This is a genomic window from Kribbella sp. NPDC031520 (assembly GCF_055580825.1).
In genome coordinates this window covers 825771-842629 of sequence record NZ_JBVIKS010000004.1, presented here as the reverse complement: position 1 = coordinate 842629, position 16859 = coordinate 825771, and the positions used below count along the sequence as shown (strand labels likewise).

The 16859-nt window shown below is 69.2% G+C and carries 20 protein-coding genes; 9 read left to right on the top strand and 11 right to left on the bottom strand.

Translation table 11 applies throughout. The features are described from left to right. Window positions 1-7 precede the first annotated feature (7 nt). Window positions 8-406 carry a DUF4440 domain-containing protein gene (locus tag ACZ5BU_RS24755; protein WP_465702527.1) on the bottom strand — a complete coding sequence of 133 codons (399 nt, stop codon included), beginning with the start codon at window positions 404-406 and terminating at the stop codon, window positions 8-10. 112 nt (window positions 407-518) lie between these two features. On the opposite strand from ACZ5BU_RS24755, the gene ACZ5BU_RS24750 reads away from it, so the two are divergent. The 3 genes from ACZ5BU_RS24750 to ACZ5BU_RS24740 all read left to right on the top strand — a co-directional run bounded on the left by ACZ5BU_RS24750 (window position 519) and on the right by ACZ5BU_RS24740 (window position 3693). After that, window positions 519-2270, top strand: coding sequence for a GAF domain-containing sensor histidine kinase (locus ACZ5BU_RS24750; RefSeq protein WP_465702526.1), 1752 nt, complete (start codon window positions 519-521; stop codon window positions 2268-2270). A 98-nt stretch (window positions 2271-2368) separates the two neighbouring features. Beyond that, window positions 2369-3343, top strand: coding sequence for an Acg family FMN-binding oxidoreductase (locus tag ACZ5BU_RS24745; RefSeq protein ID WP_465702525.1), 975 nt, complete (start codon window positions 2369-2371; stop codon window positions 3341-3343). Continuing rightward, window positions 3340-3693, top strand: a complete 354-nt coding sequence (locus tag ACZ5BU_RS24740) for a hypothetical protein (protein WP_465702523.1) — start codon at window positions 3340-3342, stop codon at window positions 3691-3693. The genes ACZ5BU_RS24745 and ACZ5BU_RS24740 overlap by 4 nt, the downstream gene beginning before the upstream one ends. Here ACZ5BU_RS24740 and ACZ5BU_RS24735 read toward each other — a convergent pair. The 3 genes from ACZ5BU_RS24735 to ACZ5BU_RS24725 all read right to left on the bottom strand — a co-directional run bounded on the left by ACZ5BU_RS24735 (window position 3690) and on the right by ACZ5BU_RS24725 (window position 6484). After that, on the bottom strand, window positions 3690-4346 hold the full coding sequence (locus tag ACZ5BU_RS24735; protein ID WP_465702521.1) for a response regulator: 657 nt from the start codon (window positions 4344-4346) through the stop codon (window positions 3690-3692). The two genes, ACZ5BU_RS24740 and ACZ5BU_RS24735, sit on opposite strands and share 4 nt — an antisense overlap. A 110-nt stretch (window positions 4347-4456) precedes the next feature. Next, window positions 4457-5413, bottom strand: coding sequence for a PEP/pyruvate-binding domain-containing protein (locus tag ACZ5BU_RS24730; protein ID WP_465702520.1), 957 nt, complete (start codon window positions 5411-5413; stop codon window positions 4457-4459). 111 nt (window positions 5414-5524) lie between these two features. Beyond that, window positions 5525-6484 carry an Acg family FMN-binding oxidoreductase gene (locus tag ACZ5BU_RS24725; RefSeq protein ID WP_465702518.1) on the bottom strand — a complete coding sequence of 320 codons (960 nt, stop codon included), beginning with the start codon at window positions 6482-6484 and terminating at the stop codon, window positions 5525-5527. Between the two features lie 133 nt (window positions 6485-6617). Between ACZ5BU_RS24725 and ppk2 the strand changes: the two genes are divergently transcribed. Beyond that, a complete protein-coding gene (gene ppk2 / locus ACZ5BU_RS24720; protein WP_465702517.1) occupies window positions 6618-7415 on the top strand; it encodes a polyphosphate kinase 2 in 798 nt (265 codons plus the stop codon). Between the two features lie 10 nt (window positions 7416-7425). Then, window positions 7426-8208, top strand: coding sequence for a universal stress protein (locus ACZ5BU_RS24715; protein WP_465702515.1), 783 nt, complete (start codon window positions 7426-7428; stop codon window positions 8206-8208). Window positions 8209-8250: 42 nt separating this feature from the next. Here ACZ5BU_RS24715 and ACZ5BU_RS24710 read toward each other — a convergent pair whose 3' ends face one another. Together ACZ5BU_RS24710 and ACZ5BU_RS24705 are read right to left on the bottom strand one after the other, a co-directional pair. Then, window positions 8251-9099: a hypothetical protein gene (locus ACZ5BU_RS24710; protein WP_465702513.1), complete on the bottom strand. Its 849-nt coding sequence runs from the start codon at window positions 9097-9099 to the stop codon at window positions 8251-8253. After that, entirely contained in the window at window positions 9096-9590 is a 495-nt protein-coding gene (locus ACZ5BU_RS24705) for a SigE family RNA polymerase sigma factor (RefSeq protein WP_465702512.1), read from the bottom strand. The genes ACZ5BU_RS24710 and ACZ5BU_RS24705 overlap by 4 nt, the downstream gene beginning before the upstream one ends. A 106-nt stretch (window positions 9591-9696) precedes the next feature. Here ACZ5BU_RS24705 and ACZ5BU_RS24700 point away from each other — a divergent pair, with 106 nt between their 5' ends. Then, on the top strand, window positions 9697-10503 hold the full coding sequence (locus ACZ5BU_RS24700; RefSeq protein WP_465702510.1) for an alpha/beta fold hydrolase: 807 nt from the start codon (window positions 9697-9699) through the stop codon (window positions 10501-10503). Here ACZ5BU_RS24700 and ACZ5BU_RS24695 read toward each other — a convergent pair. Further along, a complete protein-coding gene (locus ACZ5BU_RS24695) occupies window positions 10474-10827 on the bottom strand; it encodes a GNAT family N-acetyltransferase (protein WP_465702508.1) in 354 nt (117 codons plus the stop codon). The genes ACZ5BU_RS24700 and ACZ5BU_RS24695 overlap by 30 nt on opposite strands. A 42-nt stretch (window positions 10828-10869) precedes the next feature. Between ACZ5BU_RS24695 and ACZ5BU_RS24690 the strand changes: the two genes are divergently transcribed. From ACZ5BU_RS24690 to ku, 3 genes are all read left to right on the top strand, one after another. Next, window positions 10870-11556: a hypothetical protein gene (locus ACZ5BU_RS24690; RefSeq protein WP_465702506.1), complete on the top strand. Its 687-nt coding sequence runs from the start codon at window positions 10870-10872 to the stop codon at window positions 11554-11556. Window positions 11557-11622: 66 nt separating this feature from the next. Continuing rightward, a complete protein-coding gene (locus tag ACZ5BU_RS24685) occupies window positions 11623-11805 on the top strand; it encodes a hypothetical protein (RefSeq protein ID WP_465702504.1) in 183 nt (60 codons plus the stop codon). A gap of 24 nt (window positions 11806-11829) precedes the next feature. Next, the gene (gene ku / locus ACZ5BU_RS24680; RefSeq protein WP_465702502.1) at window positions 11830-12714 is read left to right on the top strand and encodes a non-homologous end joining protein Ku; all 885 of its coding nucleotides are present in this window, start codon (window positions 11830-11832) and stop codon (window positions 12712-12714) included. Between the two features lie 23 nt (window positions 12715-12737). On the opposite strand, the gene ACZ5BU_RS24675 is transcribed toward ku, so the two are convergent. The 4 genes from ACZ5BU_RS24675 to ACZ5BU_RS24660 form a co-directional block, all read right to left on the bottom strand. After that, window positions 12738-13952: an FAD-dependent monooxygenase gene (locus ACZ5BU_RS24675; protein ID WP_465702500.1), complete on the bottom strand. Its 1215-nt coding sequence runs from the start codon at window positions 13950-13952 to the stop codon at window positions 12738-12740. Window positions 13953-14052: 100 nt separating this feature from the next. Continuing rightward, window positions 14053-15099: an ABC transporter substrate-binding protein gene (locus ACZ5BU_RS24670; RefSeq protein ID WP_465702498.1), complete on the bottom strand. Its 1047-nt coding sequence runs from the start codon at window positions 15097-15099 to the stop codon at window positions 14053-14055. 21 nt (window positions 15100-15120) lie between these two features. Continuing rightward, complete coding sequence (locus ACZ5BU_RS24665; RefSeq protein WP_465702496.1) at window positions 15121-16008, bottom strand: ABC transporter permease; 888 nt, start codon at window positions 16006-16008, stop codon at window positions 15121-15123. Beyond that, a complete protein-coding gene (locus ACZ5BU_RS24660; protein ID WP_465702494.1) occupies window positions 15998-16801 on the bottom strand; it encodes an ABC transporter ATP-binding protein in 804 nt (267 codons plus the stop codon). Before ACZ5BU_RS24660 ends, ACZ5BU_RS24665 begins: the two co-directional genes overlap by 11 nt. Between the last annotated feature and the right edge of the window lie 58 nt (window positions 16802-16859).

Genomic DNA, 16859 nt, shown 5'->3' with positions numbered 1-16859 from the left:
TCAGGCGTCAGGTGTGGTCGTACCAGGCGACGGCTGAGATTTGCCAGCCGTTGCTTGTGTGTACGAATTGCAGTGTCTTGGTGCCGGTTCCTTCGTACGGCCGGCCGTCGAGGATGCCGGACTTGGCGTACTCGCTGAAGCGGGTGGCGAGGTCTCCGTCGACGTCGGTGCGCTCGGAGACCTCCCATTCGGAGAACTCGGTCAGTCGGCCGTCGGACAGCAGTGCCCTCCGGGGCTCGATGAAGTTCTCCACCGTGTAGACGGCGAACTGCGGTGCCGTGCAGACGATGACACCCTCGGGAAGCACAAGACGGCGGATCCGGCCAACGTCCGCACGCCGGCCGTCGCGGTTGTCGAAGGCTCCGAAGAAGTCGGCAGTCAAACGGTCGATCTCGGCTTTGCTCACCCACCGATCCTAGGTCGTTCCGGACGGCACGGCCGCTGCGGTTGCCTGCAGCAACGAAAGCGCGGCGCGCGGCCGGGTTCCCATCGGTGGCGACAATCCCTAGGCTGGGCCCGTGGAGGGCGATTCGCGCGGTGGGCGAGGTACGTGGGACGAGGGGGCGCTGGAGTACGCCGGCCTGTCCCGGGTACGCCTCGATGCCCTGCTGCAGGAGTTGCTCGGCCGGGTCAACGAGATCATGGAGTACCAGGACCGGCTGCGCGCTCTACTCGACGCCGTCGTCGGGATCGGCGCGGACCTCGACCTGAACAGCACCCTGGACCGGATCGTCGCCGCGGCCTGCGAACTGGCCGACGCCCGGTACGGCGCCCTCGGTGTCGTCGGCCCGGACGGCAAACGGCTGGTCCGGTTCATCACGCACGGCGTGACCGACGACGAGATCGCGGCGATCGGCCCGTATCCCGAGGGGCACGGCATTCTCGGGTTGCTGATCGAACATCCGGAGCCGATCCGCCTGCAAGACCTGGCCGAGCACCCGCGGTCGTACGGCTTCCCGTCGAACCACCCGCCGATGAAGTCCTTCCTCGGGGTCCCGATCCGTAGCCGGGAGCACGCCTACGGCAACCTGTACCTGACCGAGAAGACCGGCGGCGCCGACTTCACCGAGGACGACGAGCGGACCGTCACCGCACTCGCCGCCGCGGCCGGCGTCGTGATCGACAACGCGCGGCTGTACGCCGACACCGAACAACGCCGGCGCTGGCACGAGGTCACGGCCGAGATCACGCAGCTGATGCTCGGCGAGTTCGAGGCCGATCAGGCGCTCCAGTTGATCGTCCAGCGCTGTCGTGAGATCTCCCACGCACAAGTGTCCGGCGTGCTCATCGCCGACGGCGACGAACTGGTGGTGCGCGCGATCGACGGTCCCGCGGACTACGGCCGGTACGTCGGCCACCGGATCCCGGCCGGTCTGCCCCTCCTGCGGCGGCTGCTCGCCGACGACGGACAGGTCGTCGTGGTCGAGGACCTCGCCCAGGTCCTCAAGGACGCCGGCGGTCTCACCGATTTCCCCGAGGGGTCGACCCTCGGCCGGACGATCGTCGCCGCGTTGCCGGCCGGCGGTGCCGGCACCGGTGGCCTGCTGGTCACGGCGCTCGAACAAGACACGAGCAACCAGGTCACGGTGGCGGCCGACCTGGTCCGGCTGTTCGCCGGCCAGGCAACCCTGGCCCTGGAACGTGCCCAGGCGCAGCGCGACCGCGACATGCTCGCGGTACTGGAAGACCGCGACCGGATCGCCCGCGACCTGCACGACCTGGTCATCCAGCGGCTGTTCGCGACCGGCCTGCAACTCCAGGGCCTGCACCGGCTCACGCGGCCGGAGCACCAGGAGCGCATCAGCCGCGCGGTCGACGACATCGACACCACCATCCACGACCTCCGCGCGGCGATCTTCGAACTCCAGCAGGCGTCCGGCGCCAACTCGCTGCGGGGCGACGTCCAGGCCCTGGTCACCGAGTACGCCGAAGCGCTCGGCTTCCGGCCCCGGCTGGTCATCAGCGGCCCGATCGACACCGTCGTACCGGCCTCCGTCCGACCGCAGATCCTCGCCGTCGTGCGCGAGTCGCTGTCCAACGTCGTCCGGCACGCCCAGGCGACGGAGGTGACCGTCGAGCTCAGCGCCGACAGCGCCGGGGTCGTCGCCCGGACGACCGACAACGGCGTGGGGATCGGCGAGCGGCACCGCAACAGCGGCCTGCGCAACCTGACCGAACGTGCCGAGGCGCTCGGCGGGACGGTGCTGATCACGGACAACCAGCCGCACGGCACGATCGTCGAGCTCCGGGCACCGCTGAACGGGACCTGACGAGCCGAACGGCCCTACACGTCGGGACTCTCGGCCGCAGCGGCATCCACTCCCCTCCGGCGAAGCTGGAACCGGAGAACCAGTGGGAGGAGCCTCCAGTGTCCGATCAGCTGCCGTCGAAGGATGTCGACGTACTGCTCACCGCCGCCGTCGCGGCCCCCAGCATGCACAACACGCAACCGTGGCGGTTCGAGGTCGAGGGCCACGTGGTCGACGTGTACCTGGACGGATCGCGCACGCTCCCCGCCGAGGACCCGACCGGCCGGGCGATGCGGATCGCCGCCGGCGCGGCCGCCTTCAACTTGCGGTGCGCGGCCGAGACTCTCGGATACGCGACCTGGTTCGGGCTGGCGCCGTACCCGGTCGACGAGCCGGACCTGCTCGCCCGGATCGTGCTCGAACCGACTCAGGCGCGCGACGACGAGTTGTACGACCTCGCCCGGCAGATCCCGTACCGGCACACGGACCGGGAGCCGTCGGACGCCGTACCGATCGCCGAGAACGTCCGCGTGGAGCTCATGCAGGCGGCGTACGCCGGAGGCGCCGAGCTCACCTGGCTGGGCGACAACGAGGTACGGCGCGTGCTCGACCTGGTCGTCGACACCGACCTGCGGGAGATCCACGACTGGCACCGCCGCGCCGAACGAGCGCATTGGGTCGGCGGCGACCGTTCCGCCGAAGGCGTCCCGAGCTCGGCCCTCGGTCCCCGCTCTGCCGCCTACCCGGCGGCAGTCCGGGATCTCGGCACCCGGCCGGCCGACCGGCAGCGGGCCGAGCGTTCCTTCGAGCAGCAACCGGATCTCGCCGTGCTCTCGACGGACTTCGACGAGCCCGCCGATCAGGTCACCGCGGGCGCCGCGCTGGAACGCGTGCTGCTGACCGCAACCCGGGCCGGCGTCAGCGCGTCGTTCCTCAACCAGCCACTCGAGTACGACGACCTGCGCCGCGCGGTGCAGCGCCTCACCGGCCGTCCCGGGCACGCTCACATGATCATCCGCTTCGGCCACAGCCGGCCACACACCGGCACCGCCCGCCGGCCGGTCGCCGACTTCCTCCCGAAGGAGCCGTCATGACCACCATGACCACGCTGGATCAGGAGATCGACCGCTGGGAGGCCGACCTCGCGAGCATCGCCGAGACCAGCTCGAACGACGACTGGTTCCTCGAGGAACGCCGGCTGGCCGAAGCCCAGCACACGCTCGTCGCGTTCCGCGGCCGGATCCTGCCGGCGCTGGCCGCCGAGCAGCCGCACGACGTGATCGTCGTCGACGAGATCGAGCACCTGCTCGACGGGCTCGGGGACCTCCGAAACGACCTGCTCCGGACGGTCCACCCGGTCGAGTCGCACCATGCGATCGCGGACACCATCGTGGCGCTCCGGGCACTCACGAAACTGGCCGCCCGCTTCGAGCGGACCAGCTAGCCGCGTTGCTGTTGCTTCCTGGCGTGTTCGACCGCGAAGACGGCCGCCTCCGTACGCCGCTCCAGCGCGAGCTTCCGCAACAGCGAGGACACGTAGTTCTTCACGGTCTTCTCGGCCAGGAACAACGACTGCGCGATCTGACGGTTGGTCTTCCCCTCGGCGATCTCGGCAAGAATCCGACGCTCTTGCTCGGTCAGCGAGGCGTACCGCGGATCCTCCACCGCGGCCGGACGCCGCAACCGGTCCAGCACCTTCGCAGTCATCGACGGGTCGAGGAGAGACTCCCCCGCCGCCAACCGCCGTACCGCGTCGATCAACGCCAAACCATTCACCTGCTTGAGCAGGTACCCCGAAGCACCGGCCATGATCGCGGTGAACAACGCCTCGTCATCGGAGAACGACGTCAACATCAAACACGCCGGCGGCTCGTCCATCCGCGAACGAACCTCCCGGCACACACTGATCCCGTCACCGTCCGGCAGCCGAACGTCCAGTACGGCCACATCCGGCCGTACCGCAGGAATCCGCGCGATCGCCTCCGCCGCGGTCCCCGCGTCCCCGACCACCTCGATGTCCGGCTCCGCGTCCAACAGCTGATGCAACCCCAGCCGCACCACCTCGTGGTCGTCGAGCAGGAACACCTTGATCGCCATCGCCGTCTCCTATCGGTTCCACCCCGTCCCGAACGGGTCCGGCTCCAGCATGCCCTGCCACATCGCACCGAACCAGGGACCACAGTCCCGACCAACTCGGGACCTTCGGCTCAGCCGAACTGTGACTCGAGAACGGTCAGGTCGCGCGGCCGGATCGTCACCGCCGGGGCCGGGCCGGGGTGGACCTCGACCAGGAACAGCCGGCCGCTCGGGCCGTCCTTCGCCCATTCGAGGGTCGTCGGGCGGCGGAACTGCTTGTCCGCCAGCACCGACCAGCGGGCGAGTACCTGCAGTTCCTCGTCGGTCAGCACCAGTGCGGCGCGTTCGTCCGCCGTTGTCGGAACCTGCCGGGTCCCGCGTGGGCCGGCGTACACGGTCTTAGAGGGTTTGCCGCCGCAGTGCCTGACGATCAGCGGGCGGTCGCCCGGATGGACCGAGTACAGGTCGGCGTCGCCCGCCGCCGGGTCGCCGAGGCCCCAGGACGCCTGGACGCGGACGAAAGTGCTCTCGCCGCGGGCCGTGCCCGAGCCGCCGAGGTCAGCCCGGACCATCCGTTGCACGACGACCGGCATGACCGCGGTCGACTGATCGATCCCGGCGGCCTCACGGTTGCCGATAGCAACAGTGCTGTACAGGGACGCGAAGCACCGCCGGCAGGCCGCGAGTACGTCGTCCGCGGTGTTCAGGTGCAGGAACGCCTCGTCCTGGCCTATGTCGTCGAACGCGACCGGGCTGCACCGGACCGCAACCTCCGTGCCGTCGCCGCCGAGCTCCTGGTAGGCAGCCCTGATCTCGTCGCCGGGCAGCTCGGCGTCCCGGAACGCCGAACGGATCTCTGCCGACACCACGGCCAGGTCGCGACCGGCCCGGTACCTGCGGATCGCGTGCGCGATCTCCGGCTCCAGCCGCGCGTGGGCCACGAACTCCTGGTACGCCGCAGCCGTGACCGCGAAGCCTTCCGGAATCCGCACGCCCTCCCCCGCCAGCAGAGCCAGCCGGGCGGTCTTCACCCCGACCTGCGCAGGATCCACAGCGCCTTCGATGCGTACGACGTACTCGGTGTTCATCACTCCTCCTACCGCGGCGAGACGGTGGTCCGCTGTACTTCCAGAGTCGTCCCCGCGGGGACGGCCTGGTCAGGGCCCAAAGTCCTGGATCGCCCCGACCACCCGGCCCGCTCACTCGTGGATCAGCACGTCCGCCGCCGCGCGTCGCGGCGTCGGCGGAACCTGCGGGCCGTACCCGAACCGGATGATCACCTGCGGCCGTCGCCAGGCTCCGAGCGGGTCGTTGACCTCCATCCGCAGCTCCTGGTGCTCGATCGCCTGGTTCAGCAGCGAGGTCGCCAGTCCGCGCGAGGTCGCCTCCAGCAGAACGTGTTCCAGCGCCTGTCCGGCCCGCAACCACTCGATCGGGCCGTCGTACCGCGTCGCGAGGACGGCGAACTGCGGTTCGCGCTCGAACCCGGCGACAGGCCGTACGGAATCGGCCGCGGTCGCGGCCAGGTCGCGGACCACCGGACCGGCGCCCGCGTCGCGCGAACCCAGCGCGCTCGACGGCACCCCGTCGTGTTCCCGGTCGCCACCGACCCAGCGCCGCCGCTCGGCTGTCCGGGCCGCACTGTCGTCGTCCGCGGCCACCGCGTCGTTCGTTGCTATCCGCAACCACCAGTGCCGGATACTGCTGTCGATCCATTGCAGGACGGCGCCTTCGACGCGGGCGCACAGGTCGAGCTCGACGCGCAGCTGCGCCGGCAGACGCTCGTCCGTGAACGGTTCGCGGTTCGTCCGGCGCCGGCTCAGGTACGGCGCCAGCGTCGCCAGGGTCTCGCTCGGCGGCCCGCCCAGCTCCACGACCGCGATCAGGTCCGGGCGCTGCTGATCGACGAGATGCCGTACTGCTGACCCCAGACCCTGCGCCGCGGCCGCCACCCGCAGGTTGAAGATCGCCGCGCCGAGGGAGACGTACAGCATCCGCCGCGACGGGTCTTCGGCCGGCAACTCGCGCGAGCGGTCGCGGTACACCTCTACGCTCCGGCCAGCGAAGCGGAACCGCCACGGTTGCGTGTTGTGCATCGACGGCGCCAGCACCGCCGCGCTGAGCAACTCGTTGCGCTCGGCGCTCGACAGCTCGTCCATCTCGGCCTCCTTCGGCAACCGGGGCGTCACCCCTTCGAGCGAACAGCGGACGGCCCGGACGCGGATAGAGCCGAAAGGCCCGTCCGGCGTGTGACCGCTGTGCTGTCGGCGACAGCTGCGGCATCGTGGGGGGATGACGAAGAGGCTGCCGAAGAAGACGTACGAGCGGGAGTTGCTGCGGCTGCAGGCGGACCTGGTGAAGCTGCAGGAGTGGGTGCGGGTCGAGCAGGCGCGCGTCGTGGTCGTGTTCGAGGGCCGGGACGCGGCCGGCAAGGGCAGCACGATCAAGCGCGTCACGGAGTTCCTGAATCCGCGCGTCGCCCGGATCGCCGCGCTGCCCGCGCCGACCGAGCGGCAGCGGACGCAGTGGTACTTCCAGCGGTACGTCGAACACCTGCCGGCCGCCGGCGAGATCGTGCTGTTCGATCGCAGCTGGTACAACCGCGCCGGGGTCGAACGCGTGATGGGCTTCTGCACCAGCCGGGAGTACTCACGGTTCCTGCACCAGTGCCCGATCTTCGAGCGGCTGCTGGTCGAGGACGGCGTACTGCTGCGCAAGTACTGGTTCTCGGTCAGCGACGGCGAGCAGGAGAACCGTTTCCGCAGCCGGCTCGAGGACCCGATGCGGCGCTGGAAACTCTCCCCGATGGACCTGGAGTCGATCACCCGCTGGGAGGACTACTCGCGCGCCAAGGACGAGATGTTCGTCCACACCGACATCCCCGAGGCGCCGTGGTACGTCGTGGAGAGCGAGGACAAGCGCTCTGCCCGGATCAACATGATCGCGCACCTGCTGTCCACGATCCCGTACCACGAGGTCCAGCGGCCGCCGCTCGAGCTCCCGCCGCGGCCGCCGTCCAAGGGCTACGAGCGCCCGCCCCGCGACATGCAGACCCAGATCCCCGACCACGCGGCCCACCTGCGGGACTGAAGGAGCCGGTATGAACCACAAGCCTGTTGTCGTCGGCGTCGACGGGTCGCCCGCCGCGTCTGTCGCGATCAAGTGGGGCGCGATCGAGGCCGCCGCGCTACGCAGCCCGCTGCAGCTGGTGTACGCAGTCACGCCGGCCGGATCGCCGGGGCTTGCCGACGAGGTCGTCTCCAAGGCGGTCGCGCAGGCGCGGGAGCTCGAGCCCGGGATCGTCATCGACTCCCGGATCGAGAACATCTCGCCGTCCGCGGCGCTCGTCAAGGCGTCCGGCACGGCGGCGGTCGTCGTGATCGGCAGCCGCGGGCTCGGGGTGATGGCCGGCGCGCTGGTCGGCTCCACCGGGCTCGACCTGGCCGCGAACGCCCGCTGCCCGGTGGTCGTCGTCCGCCCCGATCTCGGAGCCATGGCCGGTGTCCGGGTGGTGGTCGGGTACGACGGTTCATCGGCCGGCGACGCCGCGCTGGCCTTCGGGATCAGCTACGCGCAACGCCACCACCTCGGCGTCCGGGTGATCGCCGCCCAGCCGACCGGCACCGAGCTGCACCGGATCACCGAGGACGAGCTCCGCGCCGCCGTCCACGCCCACGGCGGCGGCGACGCCGAGCTGGTCCACATCACCGGGCATCCGGCCGAACACATCCTGCGGCTCTCGGCCGACGCCGCCCTCGTCGTCCTCGGCGCCCGCGGCCGCGGCGGCTTCGCCGGCATGCTGATCGGCTCCGTCAGCCAGACCGTCCTCCACCACGCCGACTGCCCGGTCGCCGTCATCCCCGCCGCTGCCGCCGAAGGCTGACGCGCCGCTACCCTTCCAGCGGCACGGCCCCGAACGAGCTGGTCAGGCGCTGATCCTGAACATCCGCGACGTCACCAGCTCGGCCAGCTGACGCGCGGTGAAGACCGGTTGGGTCAACGGCGACAGGCTCTCGTCGTTGGTCTTCTTGGCCTGAGCGAGGAACACGACGGTGCCGTCGTCGTACCGGTAGACGGCCCACTGGTCGTAGCTGCCCCGCCCGTTCGTCGTCAGTACGCCGACCTTCTTGCCGCTGACGTCCATGACGGTGCAGGTGCCGGTGCCGGTTCCGGTCGCGCCCGAGAACCGCTTCGCCAGCTTGCACGGCGCCGCCGCCGGCTTGCCGTCGGGCGTGGTCGACTGCACCAGCAACTGGCCCACTCGGTTGTCTTTCTGCACCGGGATGCTGGCCTGATACTCCCAGTAGTCCTGCTCCCCGTCGTTGGACGCGTACTGCGCCTGCGGCCATCTCCTCGGATTACCGTCCGGGTACTTCAGGTTGGGCGAGCTGAACCCCGCCGGTACCAAAGCGGTCAGGTCGTTCATCAACGTCACGGCCCGATCCGCGCGCGGACCCGCGCTCGCCGTACGGTCCACCTGACCCTCCGGCCAGGGGTCACCGGACTTCCGCGTCGCCGGCGCCGACGGCGTCGCGGTGGGGCTACCAGCCACCAACTGCCCCGTCGACCGGCCGGCGGCGTAATGCGCGACCAGCGCGGGACCGGCTCCGATACCGACCACCAGCGTGACGACGGCGGCCCCGGTCAAGGTCGCCGTACGCCGCTTGCGCACCCGCCGGCCGCGGTCGAGCGCACTCGCAGGGTCCATCGACGGCGGCGGACTGCTGCGCACCATGAGGTCGTGCAGCGCCTCGCTGAGCTCCTCTTCCTTCATCGAACCCTCTCCTCTTCCAGCAGATCGCGTAGTGTCGCCAGCCCGCGCGCGGCCTGGCTCTTGACAGTTCCTGTCGAGCAATCGAGCAGCGCGGCCGTCTGCTCCACGGACTGGTCCTCCCAGTACCGCAGGACCAGAACGGCGCGTTGTCTCGGCGGCACCTTCGCGAGCGCCTCCAGCAAGACGAGCCGTTCGTCGGCGAGGCCGGACGACGGCGTCGCACGTTCGGTCTCCGGAGAGCCGACCGACTCGTGCCGGAACCACCCCCGGCGCCGCTCGGACAGGAACGTACGGACGAGCGTCTGCCTGGTGTAGCTGTCCATCGACTCGTGCCGCTGGATCCGGCGCCACGCCAGATAAATCTTGGTGAACGCCTGCTGGACCAGGTCTTCCGCACGATGCCAGTCGCCGCACAACAGGTACGCCGTACCACGCATGGCGTCGGAACGTGCGGCGAAGTACGCCTCGAACGCCTCGTCCCGGTCACTCATCTGGCCTCCCCATCCTCGATACCGGGTTAGACACGCCTCCGGACGCGAAGTTGGTTGCATGCGCCGGCCCGTCGTCTCGGCGGGCCGTCGCGCTCATGATGGGGTGGTGAGCGGTTCTTCGAGTGGTCGGCCGGTGGTGCTGGTGCACGGGTGGCCGGTCACCGAGAGGCACTGGCGATATCTGGTACCAGTCCTGCGTGAGAGCGGTTTCACGCCCGTTCCGGTCACGCTGCCGGGGCTCGGCGGCCCGGCGGACGGCCTGACCAGTTTCAGGAAGAGCGAGCTCGCCCTCTGGCTCGGGAACGAGCTCGAGGGGCTCAACCGGTTCTCGCTGGTCGGTCATGACTGGGGCGGGACGGTCGCGCTGCTCCTGGCCGCTGCGATGCCGCAGGCCGTGAACGCGGTCGTGATCGAAGAGGAGATCCTGCCCGGGATCGACGTCGGCATCCCTGCGCCGGGCGCCGCGCACTACCCGTCCTGGCACGGGCCGTTCAACCGTGTGCCGGGCCTCGCCGAGCAGCTCGTCCCAGGGCGGGAGGACGCCTACTACGGGACCTTCCTCCGGCAGAGCGCCGGGCCGGAAGGGCTGGATCCGGAGACGATACGCGCCTACATCGACGCCTACACGACGGACGGTGCTCTGGAGGCCGGGCTCGGCTACTACCGATCACGTGCCGACGACATCAGCGACGTACGGCGACTCGAAGAGAACCCGCTGCACACCCCAGTACTCGCAATCGGCGGACGCTACGCAATCGGTCCCGCCGTCGCCGACGGCCTGCGCACCCTCGCAACGGACGTCACCGGCATCGTCCTGGAACGATCCGGCCACTACCCGGCCGAACAAGAACCCGAATCCACCGCCCGGGCCGTCGTCGACTTCCTACTTCTGGCGGGCGGCGACGGCGCGTAGGTGCTGGGTGTGGGGCTTGAGGACGTGGTCGGCGTACTCGGGGTGTTTCGGGAGCCAGGCGGCGACGTACGGGCAGACCGGGACGATGGTGTAGCCGTTTGCGATCACGTCTTCGACCACGGCGCGAACGAGTACGGAGGCCAAACCCTGCCCGCTGTAGTCGTCGGAGACACCGGTGTGGAACAGGACGCGCTGGACGCCGTCGGCGGCCTCGACATCGACGTAGTCCTCCTCGCCGACGACCTTGTCCGCGGCCTCGTGGTCGATCAGGACGTACCGGGACTCGGCCGGCCGGCTCTGTACCTCGAAACGCTCGTCGGTCATGGTCGTCCTTCCGGTCGCGGGATCACCAGAACAGCATCACGCATGGGCCGGCTCCGCGGCGGGTACCGGGTCGTGTCGGCGATCGTTCCGGTCTGGGAGGTCGGCATGGATCAGCCCACGAGGTCCTCGGGCGAGAACCGTTCCAGTCCCCGGCTGGCGCGGTACGAGGCCGTCTGGCGAACCACGTGCTACGCCGTCGGTGTCGTCGGAGTGATCGCGGCCGTCCTGCTTCTGCGAGGCGTCGTCCTGGCCGTGGTCGGCATTCTGGTGCTCGTGGTCGGAGCGACCGCGGCCACCGCGTACGGAGCCGAGGGCACGCCGGTGCCGTCCAGCTCGAGAGCACGGGTCGTGTGCAACGCGATGGTGGGAGCTGCGGTGGTGGGCGTCGCGTTCGGGCTCAGCACCGTCCTCGGCCCTGCCGTACTGCTCCTGTGCGTCGCCGTCGCCCTGACCTCACCGCTCGCCGTGCGCTGGTACTGCGTGAAGTTCAGCTCGTCGGACCACCGTGAGCAGGCGAGGCCGACCCTCGAACTGTGCCGCGAATGGCAGGACAGTTTCGAGGCACTCGGTCACGCGACGACGACCACCGCGCGGCTTCGCATCGTGATCGCCCGCGAACGCTGCCTGGACGAGCTCGAACGCCGCAACCCCGAAGGAATGCACGCCTGGCTCGAGTCGGCCGCCAGCCCGGCCGGCGACCCCCGGAACTTCCTCGGCGACCAGTTCTAGCCCCTGGGTTTCATACCCGTGTACCTCGGGAACCGGCGGGTCAGGAACCTGTGGGAGGGGGCGACGATGATGACAGTAGGCGGCGTGGACACCTATTACGACTACGACGAACGTCAGTGGAAATTCCGTCGCCTGGGCGGCGGGCCGGTGCACGAGCCGCAGACGTGTCCCCTCGAACGGCCGCTGTCCGCGACTGAAACGGACGGACCGTCTGCTCCGGAGATCTCCCCCGAATCGGCCGACGGCTGACGGCCGGCGGCGAGAGGAGACGAGATGGCGCGGGCGATCTGGACCGGGTACATCACGTTCGGGCTGGTGTCGGTACCGGTCGGGATGTACAGCGCCACCCAGGAGCACGAGATCGACTTCCACCAGTTCCAGAAAGGTACGTCGGACAGGATCCGGTACAAGCGGGTGAACGAGCGGACGGGGCGTGAGGTCCCGTACGACAAGATCGTGAAGGGCCACGACGTCGGCAGCGGCGAGTACGTGATCGTCGAGCCGGACGAACTGGACGACATCGCGCCGGGCAAGTCCCGGTCGCTCGAGATCGACACGTTCGTCGACCTGGACGAGATCGATCCGATGCACTTCCAGAAGAGCTACTACCTTGGCCCGTCGGAAGCCGAGAACGCGTCGTCGTACGCACTACTGCGCGACGCGCTGGCGAAGACGAACCGGGCCGGGATTGCGAAGTTCGTGATGCGCGGCAAGGAGTACCTGGCGACGATCCGGGCCGACGGCAAGGTTCTCGTACTCGAGACGATGTTCTTCGCCGACGAGATCCGCGATCCCGAGGAGGAACTCGGCAGCCTCCCGCGCAAGTCCGGGGCCGGCAAACAGCTGTCGATGGCCGTCGACCTGATCGAGGCGATGTCCGGCGAATGGAAGCCAGCCGCGTACCAGGACACCTACACCGAGCGGGTGAAGGACCTGGTCAAGGCCAAGCACGCCGGCAAGGAGGTCGTGTACTCCGAGGAGGAACCGCAGGCCACCAACCCGACCGACCTGGTCGCCGCCCTGCGCGCCAGCGTCGAATCCGCCCGCAAGGCACGCACCGCGAAGAAGCGGACCACGACCAAGAAGACCCCAGCCAAGAAGACGACAGCCAAGAAGGCCGCGACGAAGAAGCGGAGCACGACCAAGAAGGCGGCCTGATCAGCCGCGTGCGAGTCGGTGGGCTACGGTCTGGCGGAGGACTTCGAGGGGCCGGAGTCCGGTACGCCGGCATAGTCCGGCAGGTCGACGCCGTTCAGGGCGCGCTCGACCAGCGCCATGAACGCCTCCATGTCGGGCTCCGGGCCGGGCTCGGCGTCCGGTCCAGGCGCGGTGAGGCTGTCCACGTGCATCCGGCCGATCTCCTGACTGGCCTCGACCATCGAGCGCAGCCGCGCCCGGTAGGCCGTGAAGCCGGCCTCGGGATCCCAATCGGCGGCGGCCAGCTCGCCGGCCAGCAGATACGCGCCGACCAGGGCGAGTCCGGTGCCCTGCCCGGACATCGGCGAGGCGCAGTACGCCGCGTCGCCGATCAGCCCCACCCGTCCGTCGTGCCAGCGGTCCATCACCACCTGGGCAACCTGGTCGAGGTAGAAGTCCGGGGTGTCGTCCAGGTGCGCGAGAATGCGCGGGGTCAGCCAGCCCAGGTCGGCCATCTGCTCGGACAGCAGCCGCTTCTGAGCCGCGATGTCGCGGAAGTCGACGTCCAGCTCGGCGGCCGGGAAGGAGAAGATGGCCATCGCCCGGGTCGCGTCCTGGATCGGCCGCAGGCCGGCGGAACGCCCGGACGCCCGGTCCTGGTACTCGACCATCCAGCGGTCCAGGCCGAACTCGTTCGGCACGCTGTAGAAGGCCAGTACGAGCCCGAGGTGGTGGACGAACCGCTCGCGCGGACCGAAGATCGTCGCACGCAGCGCCGAGTGCAGACCGTCGGCTCCGACGACCAGGTCGAACCGCCGCTCGGCACCGCTCGCGAAGATCACGTCGACACCGTCCGCGTCCTGGGTGAGCTCCGCGGTCCGGTCGCCGAAGATGTACTCGACACCATCGCGGGTGTCGTCGTACAGCACCTCGGACATATCCCCGCGCAGGATCTCGATCTCCGCGATGTATCCGTCGCCACCGTTGTCTTCAGCGTTGAAGGTCTCCAGCACGTTCCCATCGGCGTCGACGGTGCGCGCGCCGGCCGTGTCGGTGCACGCCGCGCGTACCGCCGCGTCCAGCCCCATCCGCCGAATCACTTCCTTGGACACCCCGCGCGCATCCACCGCCTGCCCACCGGGACGCAGCCCCGGCGCCCGCTCGACGACGGTCACCTCAGCCCCCCGCCTCCGCAACCAATGCGCCAACGCAGGCCCCGCGATGCTCGCCCCCACCACCAGTACCTTCGGATTGCTCACTGCTCCCCCGCTCACCCGGACGGACCAAAGGGCCCAAATCGTACAGCGCCCGCAGTGTCATCCGGCCTAGGCCGGACCCGCGGGCCCGGCCTTTGCTCGGCTACTTGGTGGCGGCGGCTACGAATTCGGTGGTGTAGGTCTTGGTGATGTCGATGGAGTCCTTCTTGGGCTTGACCGATGGGGAGAAGGAGCCCAGGACGGTCAGGGCGTTCTTGGCGCCGTCGGCGTCGATCTTGCCGTCGGTGGTGAACATTCCCTTGGAGTCGTTGATCGCCTTGGTGTACAGGGTTTTGTCGCTGCCGGCGTAGTCGGCGGGCATCTTCCCCGCGATGGTGGCCGCGTCGTTCGACTTGATGAAGGACAGGGTCTTCACGAACGCGTTCGCCAGCTTCTGTACTTCGGGCTTGTGGGCGGACACGTAGTCGCAGCTCATGTAGAGGGAGCTCGCCGGGTACAGGCCGCCGAGCGCGGACTTCGTACCGGATTCGGAGCGCATGTCCAGGAGGATGCTGCCGTCGCCGGTCTTGAGGAGGCGGGCGACAGTGGGGTCGGTGGTCATGCCGGCGTCGATGCCGCCGGAGTTCATGGCGGCGATGAAGGTCGAGTCGGCGCCGGCCTTGACGGTGGTGTAGTCCGACGTGGAGACGCCGGAGTTGCCGGCCAAGTACTGGGTGAGGAAGTCGGTGGACGAACCCGCGCTGGTGACGCCCAGCTTGCGGCCCTTGAAGTCCTTCGGGGACTTGATCGAGCCGGCCTGCGCCTTCGAGACCATCTCGACCTCGCCGGGGACGTTGGCGAACTGTACGACGCTCTGCAGGCACTTGCCCTTGGACTGCATGTCGATCGTGTGGTCGTAGAAGCCGACCACACCCTGCGCCTGGTTCGCGAGCAGTGCCGTCTCGGCAGTCACACCGGCGGGCGTGTCGACGAGTTTCACGTCGAGGCCCTCGTCCTTGAAGTAGCCGAGCTGCTCGGTGAGCTTGGCCGGCAGGTAGATCACCTTGTTGGCGCCACCAACCATGATGGTCAGCTGCTGTCCCGCGGCGTCGGTGCTGCCGTTCTTCTTCTGGGTCTGGCAACCGGTGAGGACGACTGCGGCGGCCAGGGCGGCGGCGCCGAGCCGGGTGCTGGTACGGGAAATCTTCATGATCGTTCTCCGAAAGGGGTTTCAGATGGCGGAGGTGGCGGTGGACTGGGCCGGTGGGCGCCAGCGCAGCAGGCGGCGTTCGGCCAGCCCGAGGACGACTTCGGCGAGCAGTGCGAGCACCGTGGTGACGAGCATCCCGGCATAGATGCCGGCGGCATCGAACGAGCCCTGCGCCGTACTGATCAGCAGACCGAGACCACGGGTCGCGCCGGTGTACTCGCCGACGATCGCACCGATCAGCGCGAATCCGAACGCGGTGTGCAGCGAGGCGAGGATCCACGACGTCGCACTCGGTACGACGATCGACCACAGCACCTGCACCCGGCTCGCACCGAGGATCCGGGCGTTGTTCACCAGGTTCCGGTCGACCTCCCGCGCGCCCTGGAACGCGTTGAAGAACACCGGGAAGAAGACCAGGACGAACGCGGTCGCGACCTTCGACTCCATCCCGAGGCCGAACCAGATCACGAACAGCGCGGCGAGCACGATCCGCGGTACGGCGTTCAGGGCCTGGATGTACGGCGACGCGACCTCGGCGAGCAGCCGGGACCGGCCGAGCAGGATCCCGAGGACCACGCCGACGACCGCGCCGAGCACGAACCCGGCGACCGCCTCCTGCAGCGTGACGCTGATCTGCGCCCAGATCGAGCCCTGCGCAGTACCTTCGGTGAACCAGGTGACGAGCTTCTGCCAGATCAGGCTGGGCTTGGAGTAGAAGAACGGGTCGAGCCAGAGGCTGACCGAGATCTCCCACAGCGCCAGGATCGCGACCAGCAAGAGGATTCGCAGGCTGTAGACCACCGTCTTGTGCCGGCGCCGGGTGGCCCGGGCGGATCGGCCGGCGTCGGCCGGATCGAAGCGCAGTACAGGAGCCACGGGTACGGTTGCGGTACGGACATCAGGCGACACGGGAAACACCTGCCTCCCGGGCGATGGCGACCTCGCTTGACAGCGAGCCCCAGATCTCGCGGTAGATCTCGATGAACTCCGGTGTCATCCGGATCTCCTCCACGTTCCGCGGCCGGTCGAGCCGGATCCGGAAGTCGTCCTTGATCCGCGCGGGGCTGGCCGTCATCACGACGACGCGATCGGCGAGCGTGATCGCCTCCTCGAGATCGTGGGTGACGAAGATGACCGCGGCGTTCGTACCCGACCAGAGCTGCAGCAGTTCGTTCTGCATCAGCGCCCGGGTCTGTACGTCGAGTGCCGAGAACGGCTCGTCCATCAGCAGGATCTCCGGCTCGTTCACCAGGGTCTGCGCGAGCGCGACGCGCTTGCGCATACCGCCGGAGAGCTGATGCATGTAGTAGTCCTCGAAGCCGGCCAGGCCGACGCGGGCGATCCAGTCCCGGGCCTTGGCGTTCGCCTCGGGCTTGGGCCGTCCGCGCCAGATCGGGCCGGACGCGACGTTGGCCAGGACCGTTCGCCAGGGGAGCATCGCGTCGGCCTGGAACATGTAGCCGACGCCGGCCGGGATCCCGCGGACCGGTTGCCCGTCGACGGTGACCGTACCTTCGGACGGCGGCTCCAGGCCGGAGACCAGCGACAGCGTCGTGGACTTGCCACAGCCGGTCGGTCCGACGACGGCCACGAACTCGCCCGCGTCGACCTGGAGCGTGATGTCCTGGACTGCGGTGTGCGCGGTGCCCGCGCTGGTGAGGAAGCGTTTGGTCGCGTTTGTGAGGTCTACCAGGGCGGTCATGGTTCACCCACCTCTCGTTCGGTGTTGCGGCGGTTTTACCGGCCGATGACGGCCCGGT